Source organism: Pseudomonas sp. CFBP13508, from assembly GCF_005233515.1.
In the GTDB taxonomy this organism is placed as follows: domain Bacteria; phylum Pseudomonadota; class Gammaproteobacteria; order Pseudomonadales; family Pseudomonadaceae; genus Aquipseudomonas; species Aquipseudomonas mercuritolerans.
Genome location: NZ_QFZZ01000004.1, coordinates 138,271 through 162,010, shown reverse-complemented (window position 1 = coordinate 162,010; position 23,740 = coordinate 138,271). Strand labels below are relative to the sequence as shown.

Below are 23,740 nucleotides of genomic sequence, written 5' to 3'. Positions count from 1 at the left end.
CCAATTCGATAACGTCTGAAAATCGGAAACAACCATGCTGATGAACACTCCACGCTTCACGCTCAAACCTTTGGTGGCAACGATGTCTCGCCACCGTTTCGTTCCGCTGTATCTGGTGGCCATGGGGATGGGCGCCGGGACCGTGCAAGCGGCCGAGGACGACAACAGCGCCACGCCGGCAGCCGCTGTCGTGGCGGCGCCGACCACGCAACTGCAACGGGTCGAAGTGACCGGGTCGGCGATTCGCCGGGTCGATGCGGAAACGGCGGTGCCGATCACCATTCTCAAGGCCGAGGAGCTGCGCAAACAGGGCGTGACCACCACCGCCGAACTGGTGCAGCGCATCACCGGCAGCCAGTCGATCAACAACAGCGCCGGCTCCGTCGGCGCGGCAACGGGCGGTGCGTCGTTTGCCGACATGCGCGGCATCGGTGCGAACAAGACGCTGGTGCTGCTCAATGGTCGCCGCCTGGCCAACAACGCCCTGTCGGGGACCAACTCGGCCGGCGGCGCGGTGGACCTGAACATGATCCCGTTCGCCGCCATCGAACGCGTGGAAGTGCTGCGCGACGGCGCCTCGGCCCTGTACGGCACCGACGCCATCGGCGGTGTGATCAACTTCATCACCAAGAAATCCCTTACCGACGGCGCGTTGACCCTCGGTGGCGAAACGCCGACCCACAGCGGTGGCGGCGCGACCAAGGACATGAGCGCCAGTTGGGGCTACGGCGATCTGGAAGAAGACCGCTTCAACGTCCTCGGCGTGTTCAACTACAACAAGCAGCAGAACCTCGACGCCAACGACCGCTCCTTCGCCACCGACTACGCGCCCGGTCGCGGTCTCGATCAGACCTCCGGCACCGCGTTCCCCGGCAACTACAGCCAGAACGGCAACGCCACCAACCCGTTGGCCAACAGCAATTGCAACGGCCCCAACCTGATCGCCCGCGACGGCTTGTGCCGCTTCAGCACCCGTGAATTCATCGACCTGGTGCCGCAAACCGAGAAGACCTCGTTCTTCGGCAAGACCACTGCCAAGCTCGGCGATGATCACAACGCCAACCTTGAATATTTCTGGTCGCGCAACAACAACGCCGTCGCCGTCGGCCCGGCGCCACTGACCGGCCTGAGTCTGGATTCTTCCTCGCCGTACTACCCCGGCAACGGCATCACCCCGGCGCCGACCGATTTCGCCCTAGACCCGACGCAGCCGGTCGATGTGAACTGGCGTGAAACCGCTGCCGGCCCGCGTGAATCGAAAGACCAGAACACCAGCCAACGCTTTCTGCTGAGCTTCGACGGCCTGGTGGGTGGTTGGGATTACAACGTCGGCGCCTCGTACAACCAGAACAAAATCGTCTCCAGCGTCACCAGTGGTTATGTCAGCGACCAGGCGATGATTGACGGCCTGGCCAGCGGTCTGCTCAACCCGTTCGGCCCGCAGACCGCTGCCGGCCAGCAGTACATCGATGCCGCCGCGTACCACGGCGCCTACTCCACCGCCGTGGGCCGCGTTGCCGGTTTCGATGGCCGGGTCAGCCGTGAAATCGGCGACTGGTTCGGCGCAGGTCCGTCCGGTCTGGCGCTGGGCGGCGAGTACCGCAAGGAGAAATTCCATCAGGACTTCGAGTCGTTCGCCGGCGACATCCAGAGCCTCGGCATCGACCCGGCCGGCAGCGTCGAGGGCGACCGCAGCGTCAAGGCCGCCTATGCCGAACTCAACGTGCCGGTGCTCGACAGCCTTGAATTGTCCGCCGCTGTGCGCCACGACAAATACAGCGACTTCGGCAGCACCACCAACCCGAAATATTCGTTCCGTTATCAGCCGCTCAAAGAGCTGGTGGTGCGTGGCGCCTACAGCGAAGGTTTCCGCGCGCCTTCGTTGTATGAACTGTATTCGCCGCGCAGCATCACCTTCACCCAGGGTTTCTACAACGATCCGGTGCTGTGTACCGGCGGTGTGGTGCAACCGGGCGGTAACGGCGGGCGTGATTGCGGTCAGCAATTCCTCAACCAGATTGGCGGCAACGAGGATCTGGCCCCGGAGAAGGCGCGCAACGTCACCTTGGGCTTCGTCTACCAACCGATCAGCAATCTGTCGGTGGGTCTGGATTTCTGGTGGATTCACATCTCCAACCAGATCCAGCCGTTCCCGGAATCCACCGTGTTCGATCAGGCCGGATCCTACCCGGACCGCTTCGTGCGCAACGCCGACGGCACGCTCAACTACATCGTTACCGGCAACGCCAACCTCGGCATCGTCGAAACCAACGGTGTCGACGTGTCGCTCGACTATCGCTTCCCGAACACGCCGTACGGTCAGTTTGGCCTCGGCCTGCAAGGCACCTATGTCGACGAGTACGACTTCCAGAGCACCATCAAAGGCCCGTTCACCGACAAGGTCGGCGACTTTCAGGGCGACGGCGTGATCGCGCGCTGGAAGCACAACCTCACCGGCAGTTGGAGCCTCGGTGCGGCGCGAGCAGCGCTGACCAACCGCTTCACCACCGGTTACAACGATTACGACCGCGAGACTCACGCAAGGGTGGCGTCGTATTCGGTGTGGGACCTCTCGGCCGGTTACACCTTCAACAAAGTGCTCGACGTTGATGCCGGGATGAAGAACGTGTTCGACCGCAACCCGCCGTTCTCCAACCAGGCCTACAACTTCCAGAGCGGCTATGACCCGCGCTACACCGACCCGCTGGGCCGGACATTGTTTGCGCGCATGACGTATCACTTCTGACCCGAGATAAAACGCATCCCCCCTGTGGGAGCGAGCCTTTGTGGTGAGGGGATTTATCCCCGATGGGGTGCGAAGCGCCCCCAGGACCTGCCGACGCGGAGCAACAGAAGTACCGCATGCATTGATCTTGCGACTGCTGCGCAGCCGATCGGGGATAAATCCCCTCGCCACAAGGGCTCGCTCCCACCGGGGGTCCGGGTTCCTTCAGGGATTTCAAGGGTGACTTCATGAATGTTTTGCGCAACATGGCCGCTTTGCTGCTGGGCAGTGCGCTGCTCTGTGCCGGGACCTCGGCACTGGCCGGCGGCAGTCACGCGCTGACGGTGTACGGCGAGGCGCCGAAGTATCCGGCCGGCTTCAAGCATTTCGATTTTGTTAACCCCGACGCGCCCAAGGGCGGTTCGCTCAGCCGTGCGTCGATGGAGATCGGTCAGTACAACTACATCACGCCGTATGCCGATCAGGGCATTTCCGTGGTGCAGGTCAATGACTGGGTGTATTCGCCATTGGCGTTTCGTTCGCTGGATGAGCCCTACACGGTTTACGCTCTGGTCGCGCAGCAGATCGAGCGCGATCCGGAGGGTTTGTGGGTGCGCTTCACCCTCAACCCCAAGGCACGCTTCGCCGACGGCACGCCCATCACCGCCGAAGACGTGCGCTACACCTTCAACCTGCTGATGACCAAGGGCAGCCTGAGTTATCGCCAGCAATATGCCGACGTGCAAGACGTGCTGGTCGAAGGTCCACGCCAGGTCCGTTTCACCTTCAAGAACAACCTCAATCGCACCCTTGCACTGGATCTGGCGACGCTGCGCGTGCTGCCCGAGCACTGGTGGAAAACCCGCGACTTCGCCAATGGCGGCGGCTTCGAGCCACCGCTGGGCAGCGGGCCGTACCGGGTGAGCAAGGTCGACGCCGGGCGCAGCATCAGTTTCCAGCGCGACCCGGACTGGTGGGGCAAGGACCTGCCGGTCAGTCGCGGCATGTACAACTTCGACAGCCTGACGGTGAATTTCTACGGCGACACCGACGTCGCTCGCCAACTGCTGCAGGCCGGTGCGTTCGACTACAACCGCGAGTTCTCTTCCTCGGGTTACGTGGTTGGCTACGACAGCCCGGCCCTGCGCGACGGGCGCTTGCAAAAAGCCATTCTGGCGCCGCACAAACCCACCGCCGCCCAAGGTTTTGTGTTCAACCTGCAGAACCCGTTCTTCAAGGATCGCCGCGTGCGTCAGGCGATCAGCCTGCTCTGGGATTTCGAGTGGACCAACAAACAGATGATGCGCGGCTTCTACGTGCGTCAGAACAGCTTCTGGCCCAAAAGTGAAATGGCCGCCAGCACCCTGCCCGATGCCGAGGAATTGAAGATCCTCGAACCGTTGCGCGGCAAGGTTCCTGACGAGGTGTTCACCACGGTCTATGAAGCGCCGAAAACCGATGGCAGCGGCTACATCCGCGACAAGCAATTGCAAGCGCTGAAACTGCTCGCCGAAGCCGGTTGGACGGCGAAAAACAATCGTCTGGTCAACGCCGCCGGCGAGCCGCTGGAATTCACCTTTCTCGATGGTCAGGGCGGCTTCGATCGCATGCTGCTGCCGTTCAAACGCACCCTCGCGCAGATCGGCATCACGCTCAATCTGCGCCGCATCGATTCAGCGCAATACATCAACCGCCTCAACGCTCGCGACTACGACATGATCGTCTGCGCTTTCCCGCGCAGTGGCGATCCGATCGTCTCCCCGGGCCGCGAGTTGTACAGCCTGTATGGCTCGCAAAGTGCCACGCAAGTCGGCAGCTCGAACGCGATGGTGCTGGCCGATCCAGCGGTCGATCAACTGCTCGACGGGCTGGTCCAGGCCAACAGCCGCGAAGCCATGGTGCATTACGCCCGCGCCCTCGACCGGGTGCTGCAATGGGGTTACTACATGATTCCCAACTACTACTCCAAAGGCACGCCGACGGTGTATCAGAACCGCTTCGGCATGCCCGCCGTGCAACCTTCGTATGACGAAGGCCTCAACACCTGGTGGGAAGTCTCGGCCAGGCCGCTGACGACTCAGCAGATGAGCGCTCAGCTTGCGGGAGGCCAGTGACATGCTGCGTTATCTGAGTCGCCGATTGCTGCTGATCATCCCCACGCTGTTGTGCATTCTGGTGGTGAATTTTCTTATCGTGCAAGCCGCGCCCGGCGGGCCGGTGGAACAAGCCATCGCCCGCCTGCAAGGCTTTGGCGGGCACAGCATGGGCGGTGGCGGCGAAGTCGCGGCGGTCGGCGGTGCCGGGCGCAGCAGCCGTGGGCTGGACCCGGCGCTGATCGAGGAAATCAAACGCCATTACGGCTTCGACAAACCGCTGCACGAACGCCTGTGGTTGCTGCTGAAAAACTACGCACAACTGGATCTGGGCAACAGCTTCTTTCGCGGCGCCAAGGTCACCGACCTGATCGTGCAGAAGCTGCCAGTGTCGCTGTCGCTGGGCTTGTGGGCGACGCTGATCACCTACCTGATTTCGATTCCGCTGGGCATTCGCAAGGCAATCAGGAACGGTAGCGCCTTCGATGTCTGGAGCAGCACCGCGATCATCGTCGGCTATGCCATGCCGGCGTTTCTCTTCGCCATTCTGTTGATCGTGGTGTTCGCCGGGGGCAGCTACGTCAACTGGTTTCCGGTGCAGGGACTGGTGTCGGACAACTTCGACAGCCTCAGCACATTGGGCAAGGTCGGCGACTACCTCTGGCACCTCGTACTGCCGGTCACGGCGCTGGTGATCGGCGGCTTTGCCACGCTGACGATCCTGACCAAGAACAGCTTTCTCAACGAAATCAGCCGGCAGTACGTGATCACCGCACGAGCCAAGGGCCTGACCGAGCGCCGCGTGCTGTACGGCCACGTGTTTCGCAACGCCATGCTGTTGGTGGTGGCCGGTGTGCCGTCGGCGCTGATCGAAGTGTTTTTCGCCGGCTCCCTGCTGATTGAAACCATCTTCAACCTCGACGGCCTCGGGCGCATGAGCTACGAAGCGGCGGTATCGCGCGACTATCCGGTGGTGTTCGGCGCGCTGTTTCTGTTCACCCTGTTCGGTTTGCTGATCAAGCTGATCGGCGACCTCTGCTACACCCTGCTCGACCCGCGCATCGATTTCTCGGCGAGGACTGCCTGATGTTCACACTGTCGCCTCTGGGCCAGCGCCGCGTCGCGCAATTCAAGGCCAACCGCCGTGGGCGCTGGTCACTGTGGCTGTTTATCGGCCTGTGCCTGATCTGCCTCGGTGGCGAGTTGATCGCCAACGACAAGCCGCTGGTGATCCGCTACCACGACGCCTTTTACTTTCCGATCCTCAGCGATTATCTGGAGACCGATTTCGGCGGCGAATTGCCGTTTCAGCCGGATTACGCCAGCAGTTACGTGCACAAGCTGATCGAGGATCAGGGCGGCTGGATGCTGTTTCCGCCGATCCCGTTCAGCTACGACACGGTCAACTACGACCTCACCGAACCGGCGCCCAGCCCGCCGTCATCGAGCAATTGGCTGGGCACCGATGATCAGGCCCGCGATGTTCTGGCGCGGGTGATTTTCGGCACGCGAATCTCGATTCTGTTCGCGCTGATCCTCACCGCCATCAGCGCGTTGATCGGCATTCTCGCCGGGGCAATGCAGGGCTACTACGGCGGCTGGGTCGACTTGCTCGGGCAGCGCGTTCTGGAAATCTGGTCGGGGCTGCCGGTGCTGTATCTGCTGATCATTCTGTCCGGCTTCGTCTCGCCGAGTTTCTGGTGGTTGCTGGGGATCATGGCGCTGTTTTCCTGGCTGGCGCTGGTCGACGTGGTGCGCGCCGAGTTCCTCCGTGGGCGCAATCTCGAATACGTCAAAGCCGCGCGCGCGCTGGGCCTGACCGACAGCGAACTGATGCGCCGGCACATTCTGCCCAACGCCATGACTTCCACCCTCACCTACCTGCCGTTCATTCTCACCGGCGCCATCGCCACCCTGACCGCGCTGGATTTTCTCGGCTTTGGCATGCCCGCCGGCACCGCGTCGCTGGGTGAACTGATCGGCCAGGCCAAACGCAATCTGCAGGCACCGTGGCTGGGGCTGACAGCGTTTTTTGCCCTGGCGCTGATCCTGTCTTTGCTGGTTTTCATCGGTGAAGCGTGCCGAGATGCCTTTGATCCGAGGAGCTGACATGCAAGACCATTTAATCGAGATCCGCGACCTGCGCGTCGCCTTCGCGGGGCAGGAAGTGGTGCACGGTGTGAACCTGGATATCCGCCGTGGCGAGTGTCTGGCGCTGGTCGGTGAATCCGGCTCGGGCAAGTCGGTGACGGCGCATTCGATTCTGCGTCTGTTGCCGGGCAAGAACGTCAGCAGCAGCGGCGCGATTCGCTACAACGGCGTGGATTTGCTGCACGCCAGCGAACAGCAGATGCGTGGTCTGCGCGGCAATCGCATTGCGATGATTTTCCAGGAGCCGATGACCTCGCTGAACCCGCTGCACACGGTGGAAAAACAGATCAGCGAAGTGCTGGAAATCCACAAGGGCCTCAAGGGCCGCGCCGCCCGCACGCGGACTCTGGAGCTGCTCGAGCTGGTGGGTATTCGCCAGCCGTCGCAGCGTTTGAAAGCCTATCCGCATCAGCTTTCCGGTGGTCAGCGGCAACGGGTGATGATCGCCATGGCGCTGGCCAACGAGCCGGAATTGTTGATTGCCGACGAACCGACCACAGCGCTGGACGTGACCGTACAGCAGAAGATTCTTGAACTGCTGATCGAACTGCAGCAGCGCCTCGGCATGTCGCTGTTGCTGATCAGCCACGACCTCAATCTGGTGCGCCGGATCGCTCAGCGCGTGTGCGTTATGCGTCAAGGCGAGATCGTTGAACAGGCCGATTGCGAGACGCTGTTCCAAGCGCCGCAACATCCTTACAGCCGCTTGTTGATCGAGGCTGAACCGAGCGGCGCGCCAGTGCCCAGTGAGTACGAGCACAACCTGCTGGAAGTCGATGATTTGAAGGTGTGGTTTCCCCTGCCGAAAAAACTCTTCAGCCGTCAGCAGGATTACATCAAAGCGGTGGACGGGGTCAGTTTCACCCTGCAACGCGGCAAGACGTTGGGCATCGTCGGCGAATCGGGTTCGGGCAAGTCGACGCTGGGCCAGGCGATCCTGCGACTGGTCGAATCAGAGGGCAATATCCGTTTCGGCAACAAGCAGTTGAGCCTGCTCAATCAGCGCCTGATGCGCCCGTTGCGCCGGCAGATCCAGGTGGTGTTTCAGGACCCGTTCGGCAGCCTCAGCCCGCGCATGTCAGTGCAGCAGATCATCGCCGAAGGCTTGCTGACCCACGGCATCGGCAGCGAGGCCGAGCGTGAAGCGGCGGTGATTCGCGTGCTCGAGGAAGTCGGCCTCGACCCGCAGAGCCGCCATCGTTACCCCCACGAGTTTTCCGGCGGCCAGCGCCAGCGCATCTCCATCGCCCGCGCACTGGTGCTGGAACCGGCGCTGATCCTGCTCGACGAACCGACGTCGGCGCTGGATCGCACGGTGCAGAAGCAAGTGGTGGAATTGTTGCGCCAGTTGCAGATCAGGCATGGGCTGACCTATCTGTTCATCAGCCATGACCTGGCGGTGGTGCATGCGCTGGCGCATGACTTGATGGTGATCAAGGATGGCAAGGTGATTGAACAAGGCTCGTCGCGGGAGATTTTCGCTGCGCCGAAACATCCGTATACCCAAGAGTTACTGAAAGCCTCGGGCCTCAAGCCTTATAGAGAGCCTTGTGGGAGCGAGCCTGCTCGCGAATGCGGTGCGTCAGTCACATAAGAGCTGACTGAACCGACGCTTTCGTCGGAACGCCGCCCGGAGCAGGCTCGCTCCCACAGGTTTGATCGGTGGTGTTTGAAATTTATTTTTCCGGCACTGCATCCAATCGCCTCCGCCACGGGTAGTCCCTGTAACAGCCCACTCTGGTGCTGTCAGCGCCCTACCCTTTTCGGAGAATCATCGGATGAACATCACCCAGCTGATTGGCTTCACCGGTTTGCTCGCTTTCACCGCGACCACCTTCGCCCAGAGCAGTTATCCCGACGCGATCAAGGTGCCGGACGGGCACAAGATTGCCCTGGAGACCACCGGGGTTGGCGAGATCACCTACGAATGCCGCGACAAGCCCAATGTGGCCGGGCAGACCGAATGGACCTTTGTCGGCCCGAAAGCGGTGCTCAATGATCGCAGCGGCAAACAGGTCGGCACTTATTTCGGCCCGCCAGCGACGTGGCAAGCCAAGGACGGTTCGAAAGTCACCGGCACACAACTCGCCGTGGCACCGTCGAGCCCGGGCAACCTGCCCTATCAACTGGTCAAGGCCAATCCGGCCGAGGGCAAAGGCGCGATGACCGGGGTCAGCTACATCCAGCGCGTCGCGCTCAAGGGCGGCGTCGCGCCGGGCAGTGAGTGCACCATGGCGAACAAGGGCAAGCAGGAAGTGGTGAAGTATCAGGCGGATTATATTTTCTGGGCGGCGAACTGATATTCGGAAGCAGTGCACAATCCTGTGGGAGCGAGCCTGCTCGCGAAGACGGAGTGTCAGTCGCCTTATTACTTTCTGACCCACCGCATTCGCGAGCAGGCTCGCTCCCACAGGGAACAATGCGTCTGGATGTTTGGGAAATGTGAGCTAGATTGCACCCCATGCCTTTACCCGAATCCGTTTTCGATTACGAAGCCCGCCTCGCTGCCTGTGCCCGGGGCGAGCGTTTGGCTTTGCGCGATTTGTATGTGCAGGAAGGCCCGCGCCTGCTCGGCGTGGCCAAGCGGCTGGTGCGCGATACGGCGCTGGCGGAGGACATTGTGCATGAGGCGTTCATCAAGATCTGGCACGGCGCGGCCGGGTTCGACCCGGCGCGGGGTTCGGCGCGGGGCTGGATGTTCAGCGTGACCCGGCACCTGGCGTTGAATCAGCTGCGCAAGCAAAGTCGGGAAACGCCGTTCAGCGAAGAACATGAGGCAGCGGCGCCTGATGAGGCGGTCGATGTTCACTCGGCACGCATTCATCGCTGCCTCGAGCAACTGGAACCGCAGCGGCGCAGCTGCATCCTCCACGCCTACGTCGACGGTTACAGCCACGCGCAGATTTCCGCACGCCTCGACACGCCGCTGGGCACGGTCAAAGCGTGGATCAAGCGCAGCCTCAATGCTTTGCGGGAGTGCATGGGATGACCGGCGAATCAGCGCAGGAACGGGATGAACTGGCCGGCGAATACGTGCTTGGCACCTTGTCGTTCGAGCAGCGCATCGAGGTGCAACGGCGCCTGCCGAACGATCCTGAGTTGCGGGCGGCAGTCGACGCATGGGAGCGACGTCTGCTGGAGCTGACCGATCTGGCCGAACCTCAGCAACCCTCGGCGCAGTTATGGCCTCGTATCGAACGCAGTCTCGAACGGCTGACGGTGAAGAAACCGCTAACCTCGTGGTGGAATCTGCTGCCGCTGTGGCGCGGCTTGAGCGCGGCCGGGCTGGCGGCGACATTGATCCTCGGCACGATGCTGCTGACGCAGACTGCGCCGAAACCGAGTTATCTGGTGGTGCTGGTGGCGCCGCAGGACAAGGCGCCGGGATGGGTGATTCAGGCGAGCAATGCCCGGGAGATCCAGTTGATTCCGCTAGGGGTGGTCGAGGTGCCGGCGGACAAGGCGCTGGAGTTCTGGACCAAGGCTGACGGCTGGTCGGGGCCGGTGTCGTTGGGCTTGGTCAAGCCGGGGCAGGCGTTGTCGGTGCCGCTGGACAAACTGCCGCCGTTGCAACCGAACCAGCTGTTTGAGCTGACGCTGGAAGGCGCCAATGGCTCGCCGATTGGCAAGCCGACCGGGCCGATTCAGGCGATCGGGCGTGCGGTGAAGGTGCTCTGAGGCTCTGCTACGCGGTTGTCCGCAACCATCATCGACGTCGATGTTCACCATCACGGTAATGAAGTTCTCATAAAAAATTCCGGGCGTAACATCAGCTCCATACCAACCAACAACACCCCGGAGCACACCATCATGAAACGCCAGACTCTTCTCAGCATCGCTTTCTCGGTTTTCGCAGTTAACGCTTTCGCCGCCACCCCGGCGCACACCCTGATCGCCGAAGGCGGTTCGGACAAGCTGATCGAAAGCCGTCTGGCTGAAGGCGGTTCGGATCGTCTGATCGAACGCCGTGTTGCTGAAGGCGGCTCGGATCGTCTGATCGAACGCCGTGTTGCTGAAGGTGGTTCTGATCGTCTGATCGAACGCCGTGTTGCCGAAGGTGGCTCGGATCGTCTGATCGAACGCCGCGTTGCTGAAGGTGGTTCGGATCGTCTGATCGAGCGCCGCGTTGCTGAAGGTGGTTCGGATCGTCTGATCGAGCGCCGTGTTGCCGAAGGTGGTTCTGATCGTCTGATCGAACGCCGTGTTGCCTGATGCATGACTGCAAGCGCAACACCGCAGAGAAACCCGGCTCCCGCAGCCGGGTTTTTTATGTCTGCGTGTTTTATCCGGCCTTGGCCATGCAGCGCTTGTAGCGCTCGTCCACGCGCTTGGCGAACCAGGCTGTGGTGAGTTTGCGGGTGATCTTCGGACTTTGCAGCACAATTCCCGGCAATACCGCACGCGGTAACGCCTTGCCTTCGGCCCGCTCCGCCAGTTCGAACACGCGCTGATAGAGTTTGGTCTCTTCGAATTCCAGGGTTTTGCCTTTCTCCAATTGATCGCGAATCGTCGGGTTGCGCATGCCCAGCGACTTGCCGAGGGTGCGCACCGCCAGTTCGGTACTGCCGGGCATGATCGAGTCGTAGCGAATCAGGTCGCCGTCCAGGGTCAGCGGGATGCCGGAAGCGCGGCTGACCGCATTCTGAAACGCGGCATTGCGGCTGGCGTACCAGCCGGCGTTGAAATCGGCGAAACGATACAACGGCTCACGGTAACTCACCGGATAACCGAGCAAATGGGCGATGCCGAAATACATGCCGCCGCGCCTGCTGAACACTTCACGACGAATCGTGCCGTCCACCGGGTACGGGTAATCCTTGGCGTGCTCCTCGGCGAATTCGATGCTGACCTGCATCGGCCCGCCGGTGTGCACCGGGTTGAACCCGCCGAACAACGTGCGACCCATCGGCACCATGCCAATGAAATCGTCGAAAATCGCGCTCAGCTCTTTTTCACTGCGCGCAGCGTTCAGGCGTTCGCTGTAGCTCTTGCCGTTGGGCGAGCGCACTTGCAGAGCGCCGCTGACCAGCAGGCTGGGGATGTGCACCTTGGCGGCGCGGCGGTCGATTTCGTCGCGGGCGATCTTGCCTAGGCCGGGCACTGTCGGGTCGGCCTGGAAAGTGGACTCCTGCTCGGCCACGGCCAGTACCGAACACAGATTCTGCGTGGTGGTGTTGATGCCCTGTGCGGCGAACGCGGCGTAGATGTCCGTGGCCCAGCCCTGACGGTCGGCAGTTTTCGCCGGCAACAGCCGAACGATTTCCGCCTTCACTTCAGCCGGCGGACGCGGCGCAGGTTCGTTGCTGCGCTGGCTGGCGCAACCGGCGAGCAGCAGCAAAGCGCCGAGAGTAATGAGTAATCGCATGTTGCTCCATCCAATCAAATTAGCCACAACACCATACACAACCCCCGTAGGAGCTGCCGCAGGCTGCGATCTTTTGATCTTGCTTTTTGCAGATCAAAGTCAACATTAAGATCAAAAAGATCGCAGCCTTCGGCAGCTCCTACGGATGACAAACTGATTGCAAAACGTTACTGCGAAACCCTATCATTCGCGCCTGGAGTCGCATTAGCGCAAGGAGTTCCGCGCCGCCCTTATTTTTTCTTTGGCCGTTCGCCTCCAGGTATCCGACATGCCCGCTTCTGCTCGACTCGGCGCTCCGTTCCGCCCGACTTTGCTTGCCCTGCTGTGCTCCCTGACCGTTACCGCCCATGCCGCTGAAGACAACAGCAAAGCGCTGGTGCTCGACGACGTCAACGTCAATGCCCAGGCGCCTGCGCCCAACGCCCTGCCCCCGGTCTACGCTGGCGGTCAGGTCGCGCGCGGCGGCCAGTTGGGCGTGCTCGGCAATCAGGACATGATGGACGTGCCGTTCAGCGCGGCGTCCTACACCGAGCAGCTGATCCAGGATCAGCAGGCGGAAAACGTCGCCGATGTGCTGCTCAACGATTCCTCGGTGCGCCAGGCCTCGGGCTTCTCCAACCAGGCGCAGGTCTTCATGATTCGCGGCCTGCCGCTCAATGGCGATGATATTTCCTATAACGGCCTGTACGGCGTATTGCCCCGGCAGATCATTTCCACCGATGCGCTGGAGCGCGTGGAAGTGTTCAAAGGCCCCAACGCTTTCATCAACGGCGTGACCCCGACCGGTTCCGGCATCGGCGGCGGCGTCAACCTGCAACCCAAGCGCGCCGGCGACGTGCCGCTGCGCCGTTACACCACCGACATCAACAGCGAAGGTCGCATCGGTCACCACTTCGACATCGGCCAGCGTTTCGGTGAAGACAACCGCTTCGGCGCGCGGGTCAACCTGTCGCAGCGCGAAGGCGACACCGGCATCGATCACGAGAACCAGCGATCGAAACTGTTCGCCATCGGTCTGGATTATCGCGGCGATGCGCTGCGGGTGTCCGGTGACTTTGCCTATCAGAAGGAACGCGTCAACGGTGGCCGCAGCTCGGTCAACCTCGGCACCGCCACGCACATCCCGGACGCGCCATCGGCGGACACCAACTACGCGCCGAAATGGGGTTACACCGACATCGAAGACACCTTCGGCATGCTCCGCGCCGAATACGACCTCAACGACAACTGGACCGCCTACGCCGCCGGTGGCGCCAAGCACACCCGTGAAGTCGGCCGGTACAACTCGACCACGCTGGTCGGCAACAGCGGCGCGTCGTTCACCACTGGCTCGTTCGTCCCGCATGATGAGGACAACACCAGCGTCATGGCCGGTCTCAACGGCAAGTTCAACACCGGCCCGGTCAGCCACAAGCTGAATTTCGGCCTGACCGGGATCTGGGCCGAGCAGCGCAGTGCTTATGACTTCGACCTGACCCGCTACTCGAACAATATTTACCATCCGATCACTCCTCCGGCACCGGTCGGCAATTTCTCTGGCGGCGATCTCAACGATCCGGGCATCGTCGGCAAGACCTTCAACCGCAGCGTGGCAATTTCCGACACCCTCGGTTTCTTCGATGATCGCCTGCTGGTCACCGCCGGTCTGCGTCGCCAGCAACTGGTGGTGCAGGGTTACAGCTACGCCAGCTACGGCAGCGGCCCGCGCTCGTCGAGCTACGACGAGTCGATCACCACGCCGGTGTACGGCATCGTGTTCAAACCGTGGGAGCATGTGTCGTTCTACGCCAACCATATCGAAGGTCTGGCCCAAGGGCCGACTTCGCCTACCAGCTCTGGCGGTTTCCGCGTCACCAACGGCAACGAAGTCTACGCACCGAAACGCTCCAAGCAGACCGAACTGGGCGTGAAAGTCGACATGGGCACTTACGGTGCGAGCCTCGGTGTTTACCGCATCGAACAGCCAAGCGACGGCTACTGCGAAATCAACAGCGCCACCACCTGCACCTACGTGCGCGAAGGCGAGCAGATCAACAAAGGCGTGGAGATGAACGTGTTCGGCGAGCCGATCGACGGCCTGCGCCTGATCAGCGGCCTGACCCTGATGGACACTGAACTGAAAAACACCCTCAATGGCGCCAACGACGGCAACCACGCCATCGGCGTACCGACCTTCCAGTTCAACGCTGGCGTGGATTGGGACGTGCCGGGCCTGCAAGGGGTTGCGCTGAATGCGCGGATGCTGCGCACCGGCGGGCAATACGCCGACGCAGCGAACAACCTCAGCCTGCCGACGTGGAACCGCTTCGACGCGGGCGCACGCTATGCGTTCAAGGTGTCGGAGAAGGACGTGACCGTGCGGTTCGGCGTCGAGAACGTGGCGAACAAGAAGTACTGGGAATCGGCTCAGGGCGGCTACCTGACCCAGGGCGAACCACGGGTGGCGAAGTTGTCGGGGACGATCGACTTCTAAGCGTGATTGCGTCGTAAAAAAGGCCCCGCAGCTTCACGGTTGCGGGGCCTTTCTGGTTTTTTTGGCGCTTGACCGGACGCTTCGCGAGCAGGCTCGCTCCCACACTGGAATGCGTTCCCTGTGGGAGCGAGCCTGCTCGCGAAGAGGTCGGAACTGGCGACCTGATCCATACTTGCTGCACAGCCACAAGAGGACAGCCCCATGAATCGCAGCGACGTGCTGATCATCGGCGCCGGCCCGACCGGTCTGGTCCTGGCCCTGTGGCTGAGCAAACTCGGCGTGCGCGTGCGCATCATCGACAAGACCTCGGCGCCCGGCACCACTTCCCGTGCTCTGGCGGTGCAGGCACGCACCCTCGAGCTGTATCGCCAACTCGACCTGGCCGACACCATCGTGCGTCGCGGCCATCAGGTCGCGGCGGCAAATTTCTGGGTTCACGGCAAACCGGTCGCGCAACTGCCGCTCAAGCGCATTGGCGAAGGCCTGACACCCTACGCCTTCGTCGAGATCTTCCCGCAGGACGAGCACGAACGGCTGTTGCTCGAGCGCCTCGAAGACTACGGCGTCAGCGTCGAGCGCAATACCGCGCTGGACAGCTTCACGGACAACGGAGACACCATCACCGCCCATCTGCGCTTGCCCGATGGCCAGCTGGAAGTCTGTCAGGCCTGCTATCTGGCCGGTTGCGACGGCGGCCGTTCGGTGGTGCGCAAAACCCTCGACACCGACTTCCCTGGCGGTACCTATCAGCAGATTTTCTACGTCGCCGATGTCACGGCCAGCGGCCCGGCACTGAATGGCGAGCTGCATCTGGATCTGGACGAAGCGGACTTTCTCGCGGTGTTCCCACTGGCCGGCGAAGGCCGTGCGCGGCTGATCGGCACGGTGCGTGATGAACGCGCCGAGCGTGCCGACACCCTGCAATTTTCCGACGTCAGCAGCCGCGCCATCGAGCAGCTGAAAGTGCATATCGAAGACGTGCACTGGTTCTCCACTTATCGCGTGCATCACCGCGTGGCCGAGCACTTTCGCAGCGGCCGGGCGTTTCTGCTCGGCGATGCCGCCCATGTACACAGTCCGGCCGGTGGCCAGGGCATGAACACGGGCATTGGCGATGCAATCAATCTGGCGTGGAAACTCGCTGCCGTGCTCAGTGGTGGCGCCGAGCCGAGGCTGCTCGACACCTACGAATCCGAGCGCATCGCCTTCGCTCGCCGACTGGTCTCCACCACCGACAAGGTCCTCAGTTTCGTCACCGCGCAGGGTCGCATGGCCGATCTGCTACGGATGCGCGTGGCGCCGTTTCTGCTTCCGAAAGTGGCCGGGTTCGAAGCGAGCCGCGAATTCCTGTTTCGCACGGTCTCGCAAGTCACCCTCAACTATCGCGGCATGCCACTGAGCCAGGGTGAAGCCGGCCACGTGCACGGCGGCGACCGCTTGCCGTGGGCGCATGATGGCGAAGGAGATAATTTCGAGCCGCTACGGCAGCCGTGCTGGCAGGTGCATGTGTACGGCGACACCAGCGACGAGATGATCGCCTGGTGCGCTGAACATCACTTGCCGCTGCACGTCTTCGACTGGCGCCCGGCGTTTGAAACGGCGGGATTGGGGCGCAACGGATTTTATCTGTTGCGGCCGGATACCTATGTGGCGATTGCCGACAACAGTGCCGATCCGAAGGTGATCGAACGCTACTTCCTGGATCACGGCATCCGGCCTTTTCAGTGACCTTAACACTTCCTTGGCCAGCCATTCGTCGGACAGACCTGAACACCTGTCAACTCTTACAGTAGACGCTTTGCGCAGCGCCACCTCTAATCATTGCTCACCGTTTTCAAGGAGCAATCAAGATGGAACTGTCCACCGCAGACCAAGTGCAAGACATAGAGGTCACTGGAACATTAAACGCACTGTTCGAAGTCGCCGACCACCAACCTTTAAATGCTGCTTTGATCGAGTTGCGGTCAACCCAGCGGGTAAAATATGAGTTCCGAGGGAGAACGGAGGCCAACGACAGGTCTTTTATATTTCAAATTTTCAGCGATCTGGAAGATGGAACATATGAAATACCTTCGACCTACTACCAGTACGCCGCAGTGTACTTTGCAAATCATGCAGGTTGGACGTACGCATCGCCCAATCAATCAATCTTGCATCTAACGATTTCTGAAAATAAAACTCGTTTCAGTGGAAAAATCAAAGCTGATTTCGATCCAATCGAACACAAAATTGGTGCTCCAACGCTGTATGTCACTGCGTCGCTAGGTGTCAAACTCAGCAAAGCTCTTTTCTGATAAAAATCGAGTCATGGAGACGATCGCAACCTGACGCCTCTGCCTACAAGGAGCAACCATTCCATACAGGCAATGCTGCAAGTTGCGATTCCTTTCTCAGATCCCCGCCAACGCCAGATCCATCGCAAAGTAAGTGAAGATCAGATCCGCCCCGGCACGCTTGATTGCGCCAAGGCTTTCGCGGACCACGCGATCTTCATCGATCGCCCCGGCCTGGGCGCCGAACTTGATCATCGCGTACTCGCCGCTGACCTGATACGCCGCCAATGGCAGGTTCGAGGCCTGGCGAATGTCGCGGATGATGTCGAGGTAGGCGCCGGCCGGTTTGACCATCAGCGCATCGGCACCTTCCTGCTCATCGAGCAGCGATTCGCGCAGGGCTTCGCGGCGGTTCATCGGGTTCATCTGATAGCTTTTGCGGTCGCCCTTGAGCGCGCTGCCGCCGGCCTCGCGGAACGGACCGTACAGCGCCGAGGCGAATTTGGTCGAGTAGGCCATGATCGGAATCTGCGTGAAGCCGGCGGCGTCGAGCGCCTGGCGAATCGCGCGAACCTGGCCGTCCATCGCCGCCGAGGGCGCAATCACGTCAGCCCCGGCGCGGGCGGCGGCCACGGCTTGTTTGCCGAGGTTGATCAGGGTCTGGTCGTTGTCGACTTCGTGGTTGTGCATCACGCCGCAATGGCCGTGATCGGTGTATTCGCAGAAGCAGGTGTCGGACATCACGATCATTTCCGGCACGGCATCCTTGGCGATGCGCGACATGCGCGAGACCAGGCCGTCTTCGCGCCAGGTGTCGCTGCCGTTGGCATCGAGATGATGGGACACGCCAAAGGTCATCACCGACTTGATGCCGGCGCGGGCGTAGCGCTCGATTTCGCTGGCCAGTTTGCGCTCGGGAATGCGCTGCACGCCGGGCATGCTGGTGATCGGCACGAAGTCGTCGATGTCTTCCTCGACGAAGATCGGCAGGACCAGATCGTTCAGGCTGAACTCGGTTTCCTGGAACAGACTGCGCAGGCTCGCATTGCGGCGCAGACGGCGGGGACGTGCTTCGGGGAACTGACTGGACATGGGGCCTTTCCTGAAAACAGCGGATGAGACGAAAGTCGTAGGGGGCGAAGCTTATGCCTTGCGGCGGGTGCGGGACAAACCTGGATCAATCAAGAGAGCGTTACCGCAGGTGCAACAATCCCTGTAGGAGCTGCCGAAGGCTCGGGCCGCGATCGGACGATCTCTTGATCTTGTTTTTTAGGATCAAAGTCAAAAGATCGCAGCCTTCGGCAGCTCCTACAGGGGGCACGCGGTGAGTCAGGAAGGAATAGTCAGGCCACGAATGACCGCCGGGCGAGCGAGAAACCGCTCCAGCACCCGCGTGACATTGGGGAAATTCTGAATGCCGACCAGATCCCCGGCCTCATAGAAGCCAAGCAGATTGCGCACCCACGGGAACGTGGCGATGTCGGCGATGGTGTAGCGCTCGCCCATGATCCAGTCGCGGCCTTCGAGGCGGGTGTTGAGCACGTTCAGCAGGCGTTTGCTCTCTTCGACATAGCGGTCACGCGGACGCTTGTCCTCGTAATCCTTGCCGGCGAATTTGTTGAAGAAACCGAGCTGTCCGAACATCGGGCCGATGCCGCCCATCTGCCACATCAGCCACTGGATGGTCTCGTAGCGCAGCGCGCCTTCCTGAGCGAGCAACTGGCCACTCTTGTCGGCCAGATAAATCAGGATGGCGCCGGATTCGAACAGTGGCAGCGGTTTGTCTTCCGGGCCATGCGGGTCGAGGATCGCCGGGATCTTGTTGTTCGGGTTCAGCGAGAGAAATTCCGCCGAGGTCTGGTCGTTGGTGTCGAAACCGACGCGGTGCGGCTCGTACGGCAGGCCGATTTCTTCGAGCATGATCGACACTTTGACGCCGTTGGGGGTCGGCAGGGAGTAGAGCTGAATCCAGTCCGGGTACTGCGCCGGCCATTTCTGAGTAATCGGGAATGCAGACAGATCGGTCATTGGAAGCATCCAGTCACAAATTGAAAACCGATCATAAAGTAGGCCTGCCGCCGCGCCTACACGAACCGTAACATCCTGTCGCTAACCTGCCTGCATGCCCGCAAAGGTTGCCGTTAGAGTGCTGCGCACTGGCCCGGATCGAACCAAACGGGCATTACAGGACTCTGAGCTATGCCTTTCTCGCAGAGGAAGCTGTTCACGACAGGGAAACACCCGGTGCTGGGAGCCCGCGGTGCCAAGGTTTGTCAGCCTTAACCGATTTTGCTGAAGAACCCTCGAATTGATGACGAACCTGATGAGTTTCGCCAAACGTTTCAAACATCGCGCGTACGTGGCCCTGCCCTCCCTGCTGGCAGTCAGCGCGCTTTTTCTCTCGCTTGAATCCAGTGAAAGCCGTGCACAACCGGCGGACGGCACGCAGACGCTGGTGTTCCTGCGCCACGCGGAAAAGCCCGAAGGCGGCCTCGGCCAGCTCAACTGCCAGGGCCTGAACCGCGCCATCGACCTGTCGACCCTGCTGCCGGAAAAATTCGGCAAGGCCGACTACGTGTTCGCTGCCAACCCGACGCGCAACGTCGAGGAAGGCGAGCTGGACAATTCCTACAGCTACATTCGTCCGCTGATGACCATCAGCCCGGCCGCGATCAAGCTCGGCCTGCCGGTGAACATCGAGTTCTCCGCCAACGACACCAGCGATCTGGCCCGCGAACTGCTGGACGAGAAGTACCACAACTCGACGATCTACACCGCCTGGTCTCACGGCTACCTACCGGATCTGATCAACAAGGTCGCCGGCAACGCAGTGGGCGAGCGACAGAAGATCACCGATGACTGGGCCGGCGATGACTTCGATTCGCTGTATGTGCTGACCCTGAAGTGGCACAACGGCAAGGCCAGTTTGCAGAGCCATATCTACAAACAGGGGCTGGATAACGGCAAGGACACCTGCCCGACCTGAGTTTTGTAGCGCCTGATATTGCGTCTTCGCGAGCAGGCTCGCTCCCACAGGGGAACGCATTTCAACTGTGGGAGCGAGCCTGCTCGCGAAGAGGCCAGTGGCTTGCGCCTCAAGCCTTCTGACTCACCCTCGCGCGCAAATACTCGATCACCGCCCCCCGCTCTCCGGCAAACTCGATCCGCCCGCCCTTCTTCTCGCGCTGGAACACATACATCGGGTCGTAATACTCACGCAGCAAACCCTCGATCCAGCCGCGATGCAGATCCACCGCGCCGCTGCGGCCCTGCTCGGCCAGCGCCTGCTCCATCAACACCAGCATCCGCGAATGGCGCTCACCGCCGAGGCGTTTCTGTACGTTGTTGAGGCTTTCCAGCAGACGTTCGGAGAACAAGGCAAAACCGTTTTCACCGTGCACCGAGGCAAACTCCGCCGACAGATCGATGACGTAATCACGCAGGATCCGTTCGACACGATCCTCGAAACGATCTTCCAGCCAGACCATCGGGTATTGCTGCATGCCCTGATACAGCGGCAACGGCAAGGCGCAACTGCCGACCACACGGCTCTCGTCTTCGAGCACAAACTGCTCGATCCCGGCATCGCGTTTCTTCAGGAAGTCGATGGCCAGGCGATTCTCGAAATCGATGTTCGACGGCTGCCCGGTGGCGCGTTTGCCGAAACTGGAGCCGCGATGGTTGGCGTGGCCTTCCAGATCCACACCGTTGCGCAACTGCACCAGCACTTCGGTCTTGCCGGTGCCGGTCATGCCGCCGAGCAAAACGAAATCACACTGCGCGATGGCCTGCTCAAGGGTGTCGATCAAAAAGCTGCGCATCGCCTTGTAGCCGCCGCCGACGCGCGGATAGTCGATGCCGGCCTCGTCGCGCAACCACTGCTGGGTGATCTGCGAGCGCAAGCCACCACGGAAACAATACAAATAACCATCGGGATGAGCCCGGGCGAAGTCGGCCCAGGCCTGGATGCGCTCGGCCTTGACCGAGCCGGACACCATTTGATGGCCCAGCTCGATCGCCGCCTGCTGGCCGTGCTGCTTGTAGCAGGTGCCGATCTTCTGCCGTTCCAGATCATTCATCAGCGGCAGATTGACCACGCCGGGGAACGCGCCTTTGTGAAACTCGACCGGCGCGCGGGCATCCATCATCGGCCGGTCGTTGAGGAAAATGTCGCGGTAGTCGGTGCAGTCGCGGAGCATCAAATCACCTCGACCGCGTTCGTCTGTCGCTCAACCAGTTCGCCGATCGGCGCAAGGTTCAGACCCAGTTCGGCGGCGACGCCGAGGAACTCGTCATTGCCTTCAGGCGTGACCGCAATCAGCAGACCGCCGCTGGTTTGCGGATCACACAGCACGCGTTTGTGCAACTCCTGCACGCGGCCAACCTTGCTCGAATAGCTGTCGAAGTTGCGCAGCGTACCGCCCGGCACGCAGCCCTGATCGAGGTAGTACTCGACGCTGTCCAGACGCGGCACGCGGTCATAGGCGATGCGCGCGGTCAACTGGCTGCCGTCGGCCATTTCCACCAGATGCCCGAGCAGGCCGAAACCGGTGACGTCAGTCATCGCGGTGACGCCGGCGAGTTTGCCGAAGCGGCTGCCAGGCTTGTTCAGGGTGCACATCCAGTCACGGGCGACACCGACGTCGGCGGCGCGCAACTTGCCCTTCTTTTCGGCGGTGGTGAGGATGCCGATGCCCAGCGGTTTGGTCAGGTACAACAGGCAACCGGCGGTGGCGGTGTCGTTGCGTTTCATGTGGCACTTTTCCACAAGCCCGGTGACGGCGAGGCCGAAGATCGGCTCCGGCGCATCGATCGAATGCCCGCCCGCCAGTGGAATACCCGCCGCGTCACACACCGAGCGACCGCCACGAATCACTTCCCGCGCCACTTCCGGCGCCAGCACATTCACCGGCCAGCCGAGGATCGCGATCGCCATCAACGGATCGCCGCCCATCGCGTAGATGTCGCTGATCGCATTGGTCGCGGCGATGCGGCCGAAGTCGAACGGGTCATCGACAATCGGCATGAAAAAATCGGTGGTCGACACCACCCCGCGCTCGGCATCGATCGCATACACCGCCGCGTCATCGCGCGATGCGTTGCCGACCCAGAGTTTCGGATCGAGGTTCTGTGCGCCGCTGCCGGCGAGGATCACTTCCAGCACCTGCGGGGAAATCTTACAGCCACAACCGGCGCCATGGCTGTATTGGGTCAGACGAATCGGCTCGCTCATGGGAGAGTCTCTGGCAATGAATGGGGCGGATTCTAGCAGAGCGCGAGCGCGCAGATTCTTGTGCTGACCGAGCGGCCCCCTTCGCGAGCAGGCTCGCTCCCACATTTGTACGGTGGTCTCCTGTGGGAGCGAGCCCGCTCGCGAAAGCAATCGAACCTGCCTGCACCGTCCAGTCAGCCCCGCCTGCAAACCTCAGCGAAAATCTGCGTAATCGGCCGATGCGGCTGGCGCTTGTGCATCCGCCGCACTTGTTCACTCAGTCGCAACAGCTCTTCACTGGGCTTGGCCCATTGCTCTTCGGGCAGCGGCTCGGACCATGCACGCATGACTTCCGGCAGCGCCTGCTTGCCGATTCTTTCCAGACGGCGCACTTCCCATTCGACCAAACGGTTGGGAATCGTCCATAAAGTCATGACGTGATACAGGTACCAAAAAAATCCCGACAACCGCGAGCGGCGGCCTTCACGGATCTGCTGATGCATCCGCGCCCGGGCATTGCGAAAAGTGTGCAGGCCTTCGTGGGGCGGGTCGTCCGGGCCTTGAAGGTCTTGCAGGTCCTGGATCGATTTGAGGTCGTTGACCTCGTACTCCATGTAGCCACGAATCGCCTCCCAATGGCTGATCGCGAGCTCCAGGCCGGCGCATTGGAATTCCTGGCTTATGAGGGTTTCACCTTGGTAGAAACCGATGCCCATGCCGTATTGGCGGTGGATGCCAAACTGGGTGGCGCCTTTGGCTTCGATGATCCAGGCAGACAGCGATTCCCATGGCACGAAGACTGGCTCGATGGCGCCTTCGGGCATGAAGCAGACTTCGCGGCGTTGACGGTTGAAGCGGGTTGGGATGAGGGAGAGACGTTTTTTGTGGACGTGGTGCCAGACGCCCAGGCCAATAAGAAGGATCGAGGGGCCGCAGATTAATTGGTTCTTGTAAGCCTCTTCGAATACACCAATCATTGATTCCCAAATGGCCCCGTTCCCATAGCCAAAAATAATACCTAGCAAGCCGGTAAATAAAGGAAATAAAACAATGATCATAAAGGCGCCTGCGGTTGGCGTGCCGAGAATTACCTGCCACGAAAATACCTCTGGCAGTCCAAGCCCAAAGTCCATGTATGCTTCTTTTAACTCCCCAATGTGAGGCCCATAAGGCGGCATTGCTGTAGGTAATGGCAACGGTGCGACATAGGTAATTTTTCCGCTTGGGAACGGCTCTACATCACCCGCTCTTCTAATCACCTCAAATTGCTCATCAACAAGAGGCTCATTGTGATTATTCAGCATGGTCAGCCCATTCGAGGTATTGAGTTTCAACCAGCATAACCATCGGGTTTTGCTTGACCGACCCGGTAGCAACAACTGAGAAATGGCCGCCACCCCGAGGGTCTCCCACCTCGGCCAAGATCAACCGAAACATCCGCATCCAAC

The 23,740-nt window shown here is 61.1% G+C and carries 19 protein-coding genes; 13 read left to right on the top strand and 6 right to left on the bottom strand.

The window, feature by feature from the left end:
- Positions 1-34 precede the first annotated feature (34 nt).
- From PspCFBP13508_RS12865 to PspCFBP13508_RS12825, 9 genes are all read left to right on the top strand, one after another.
- Entirely contained in the window at positions 35-2,746 is a 2,712-nt protein-coding gene (locus PspCFBP13508_RS12865) for a TonB-dependent receptor (RefSeq protein ID WP_161984080.1), read from the top strand.
- A gap of 227 nt (positions 2,747-2,973) precedes the next feature.
- On the top strand, positions 2,974-4,839 hold the full coding sequence (locus tag PspCFBP13508_RS12860) for an extracellular solute-binding protein (RefSeq protein WP_137214725.1): 1,866 nt from the start codon (positions 2,974-2,976) through the stop codon (positions 4,837-4,839).
- A 1-nt stretch (position 4,840) separates the two neighbouring features.
- Entirely contained in the window at positions 4,841-5,905 is a 1,065-nt protein-coding gene (gene yejB / locus PspCFBP13508_RS12855; protein ID WP_016775380.1) for a microcin C ABC transporter permease YejB, read from the top strand.
- On the top strand, positions 5,905-6,927 hold the full coding sequence (locus tag PspCFBP13508_RS12850; protein ID WP_137214724.1) for an ABC transporter permease: 1,023 nt from the start codon (positions 5,905-5,907) through the stop codon (positions 6,925-6,927). Before yejB ends, PspCFBP13508_RS12850 begins: the two co-directional genes overlap by 1 nt.
- A 1-nt stretch (position 6,928) precedes the next feature.
- Positions 6,929-8,563, top strand: a complete 1,635-nt coding sequence (locus tag PspCFBP13508_RS12845) for an ABC transporter ATP-binding protein (protein WP_241669516.1) — start codon at positions 6,929-6,931, stop codon at positions 8,561-8,563.
- A gap of 184 nt (positions 8,564-8,747) precedes the next feature.
- The gene (locus tag PspCFBP13508_RS12840; protein WP_130910342.1) at positions 8,748-9,269 is read left to right on the top strand and encodes a DUF3455 domain-containing protein; all 522 of its coding nucleotides are present in this window, start codon (positions 8,748-8,750) and stop codon (positions 9,267-9,269) included.
- 161 nt (positions 9,270-9,430) lie between these two features.
- Positions 9,431-9,958 carry a sigma-70 family RNA polymerase sigma factor gene (locus tag PspCFBP13508_RS12835; RefSeq protein WP_130910341.1) on the top strand — a complete coding sequence of 176 codons (528 nt, stop codon included), beginning with the start codon at positions 9,431-9,433 and terminating at the stop codon, positions 9,956-9,958.
- Positions 9,955-10,647, top strand: coding sequence for an anti-sigma factor (locus PspCFBP13508_RS12830; RefSeq protein WP_016775384.1), 693 nt, complete (start codon positions 9,955-9,957; stop codon positions 10,645-10,647). The genes PspCFBP13508_RS12835 and PspCFBP13508_RS12830 overlap by 4 nt, the downstream gene beginning before the upstream one ends.
- 132 nt (positions 10,648-10,779) lie before the next feature.
- Positions 10,780-11,181: a hypothetical protein gene (locus tag PspCFBP13508_RS12825; protein ID WP_137214722.1), complete on the top strand. Its 402-nt coding sequence runs from the start codon at positions 10,780-10,782 to the stop codon at positions 11,179-11,181.
- 70 nt (positions 11,182-11,251) lie between these two features.
- Here the strand turns inward: PspCFBP13508_RS12825 and PspCFBP13508_RS12820 are convergent, their stop codons facing one another.
- Complete coding sequence (locus PspCFBP13508_RS12820; RefSeq protein ID WP_130909704.1) at positions 11,252-12,334, bottom strand: DUF1615 domain-containing protein; 1,083 nt, start codon at positions 12,332-12,334, stop codon at positions 11,252-11,254.
- Positions 12,335-12,602: 268 nt separating this feature from the next.
- Here PspCFBP13508_RS12820 and PspCFBP13508_RS12815 point away from each other — a divergent pair, with 268 nt between their 5' ends.
- From PspCFBP13508_RS12815 to PspCFBP13508_RS12805, 3 genes are all read left to right on the top strand, one after another.
- A complete protein-coding gene (locus PspCFBP13508_RS12815; RefSeq protein WP_137214721.1) occupies positions 12,603-14,807 on the top strand; it encodes a TonB-dependent siderophore receptor in 2,205 nt (734 codons plus the stop codon).
- A gap of 201 nt (positions 14,808-15,008) precedes the next feature.
- A complete protein-coding gene (locus PspCFBP13508_RS12810; RefSeq protein WP_137214720.1) occupies positions 15,009-16,535 on the top strand; it encodes an FAD-dependent oxidoreductase in 1,527 nt (508 codons plus the stop codon).
- Between the two features lie 122 nt (positions 16,536-16,657).
- Positions 16,658-17,101, top strand: coding sequence for a hypothetical protein (locus PspCFBP13508_RS12805; RefSeq protein ID WP_137214719.1), 444 nt, complete (start codon positions 16,658-16,660; stop codon positions 17,099-17,101).
- A gap of 96 nt (positions 17,102-17,197) precedes the next feature.
- Here PspCFBP13508_RS12805 and hemB read toward each other — a convergent pair whose 3' ends face one another.
- A complete protein-coding gene (hemB, locus tag PspCFBP13508_RS12800; protein WP_016775388.1) occupies positions 17,198-18,172 on the bottom strand; it encodes a porphobilinogen synthase in 975 nt (324 codons plus the stop codon).
- A 237-nt stretch (positions 18,173-18,409) separates the two neighbouring features.
- Complete coding sequence (locus PspCFBP13508_RS12795) at positions 18,410-19,108, bottom strand: glutathione binding-like protein (RefSeq protein WP_122611212.1); 699 nt, start codon at positions 19,106-19,108, stop codon at positions 18,410-18,412.
- 283 nt (positions 19,109-19,391) lie between these two features.
- Here PspCFBP13508_RS12795 and PspCFBP13508_RS12790 point away from each other — a divergent pair, with 283 nt between their 5' ends.
- A complete protein-coding gene (locus tag PspCFBP13508_RS12790) occupies positions 19,392-20,066 on the top strand; it encodes a hypothetical protein (protein WP_041477219.1) in 675 nt (224 codons plus the stop codon).
- Between the two features lie 109 nt (positions 20,067-20,175).
- Here PspCFBP13508_RS12790 and mnmH read toward each other — a convergent pair whose 3' ends face one another.
- The 3 genes from mnmH to PspCFBP13508_RS12775 form a co-directional block, all read right to left on the bottom strand.
- Positions 20,176-21,279 (bottom strand): tRNA 2-selenouridine(34) synthase MnmH, encoded by a 1,104-nt coding sequence (gene mnmH, locus PspCFBP13508_RS12785; protein ID WP_137214718.1) that lies wholly within the window; start codon positions 21,277-21,279, stop codon positions 20,176-20,178.
- Complete coding sequence (gene selD, locus PspCFBP13508_RS12780; RefSeq protein ID WP_137214717.1) at positions 21,279-22,313, bottom strand: selenide, water dikinase SelD; 1,035 nt, start codon at positions 22,311-22,313, stop codon at positions 21,279-21,281. Before selD ends, mnmH begins: the two co-directional genes overlap by 1 nt.
- Positions 22,314-22,486: 173 nt before the next feature.
- Positions 22,487-23,626 carry a hypothetical protein gene (locus tag PspCFBP13508_RS12775; RefSeq protein ID WP_241669515.1) on the bottom strand — a complete coding sequence of 380 codons (1,140 nt, stop codon included), beginning with the start codon at positions 23,624-23,626 and terminating at the stop codon, positions 22,487-22,489.
- Positions 23,627-23,740 lie beyond the last annotated feature (114 nt).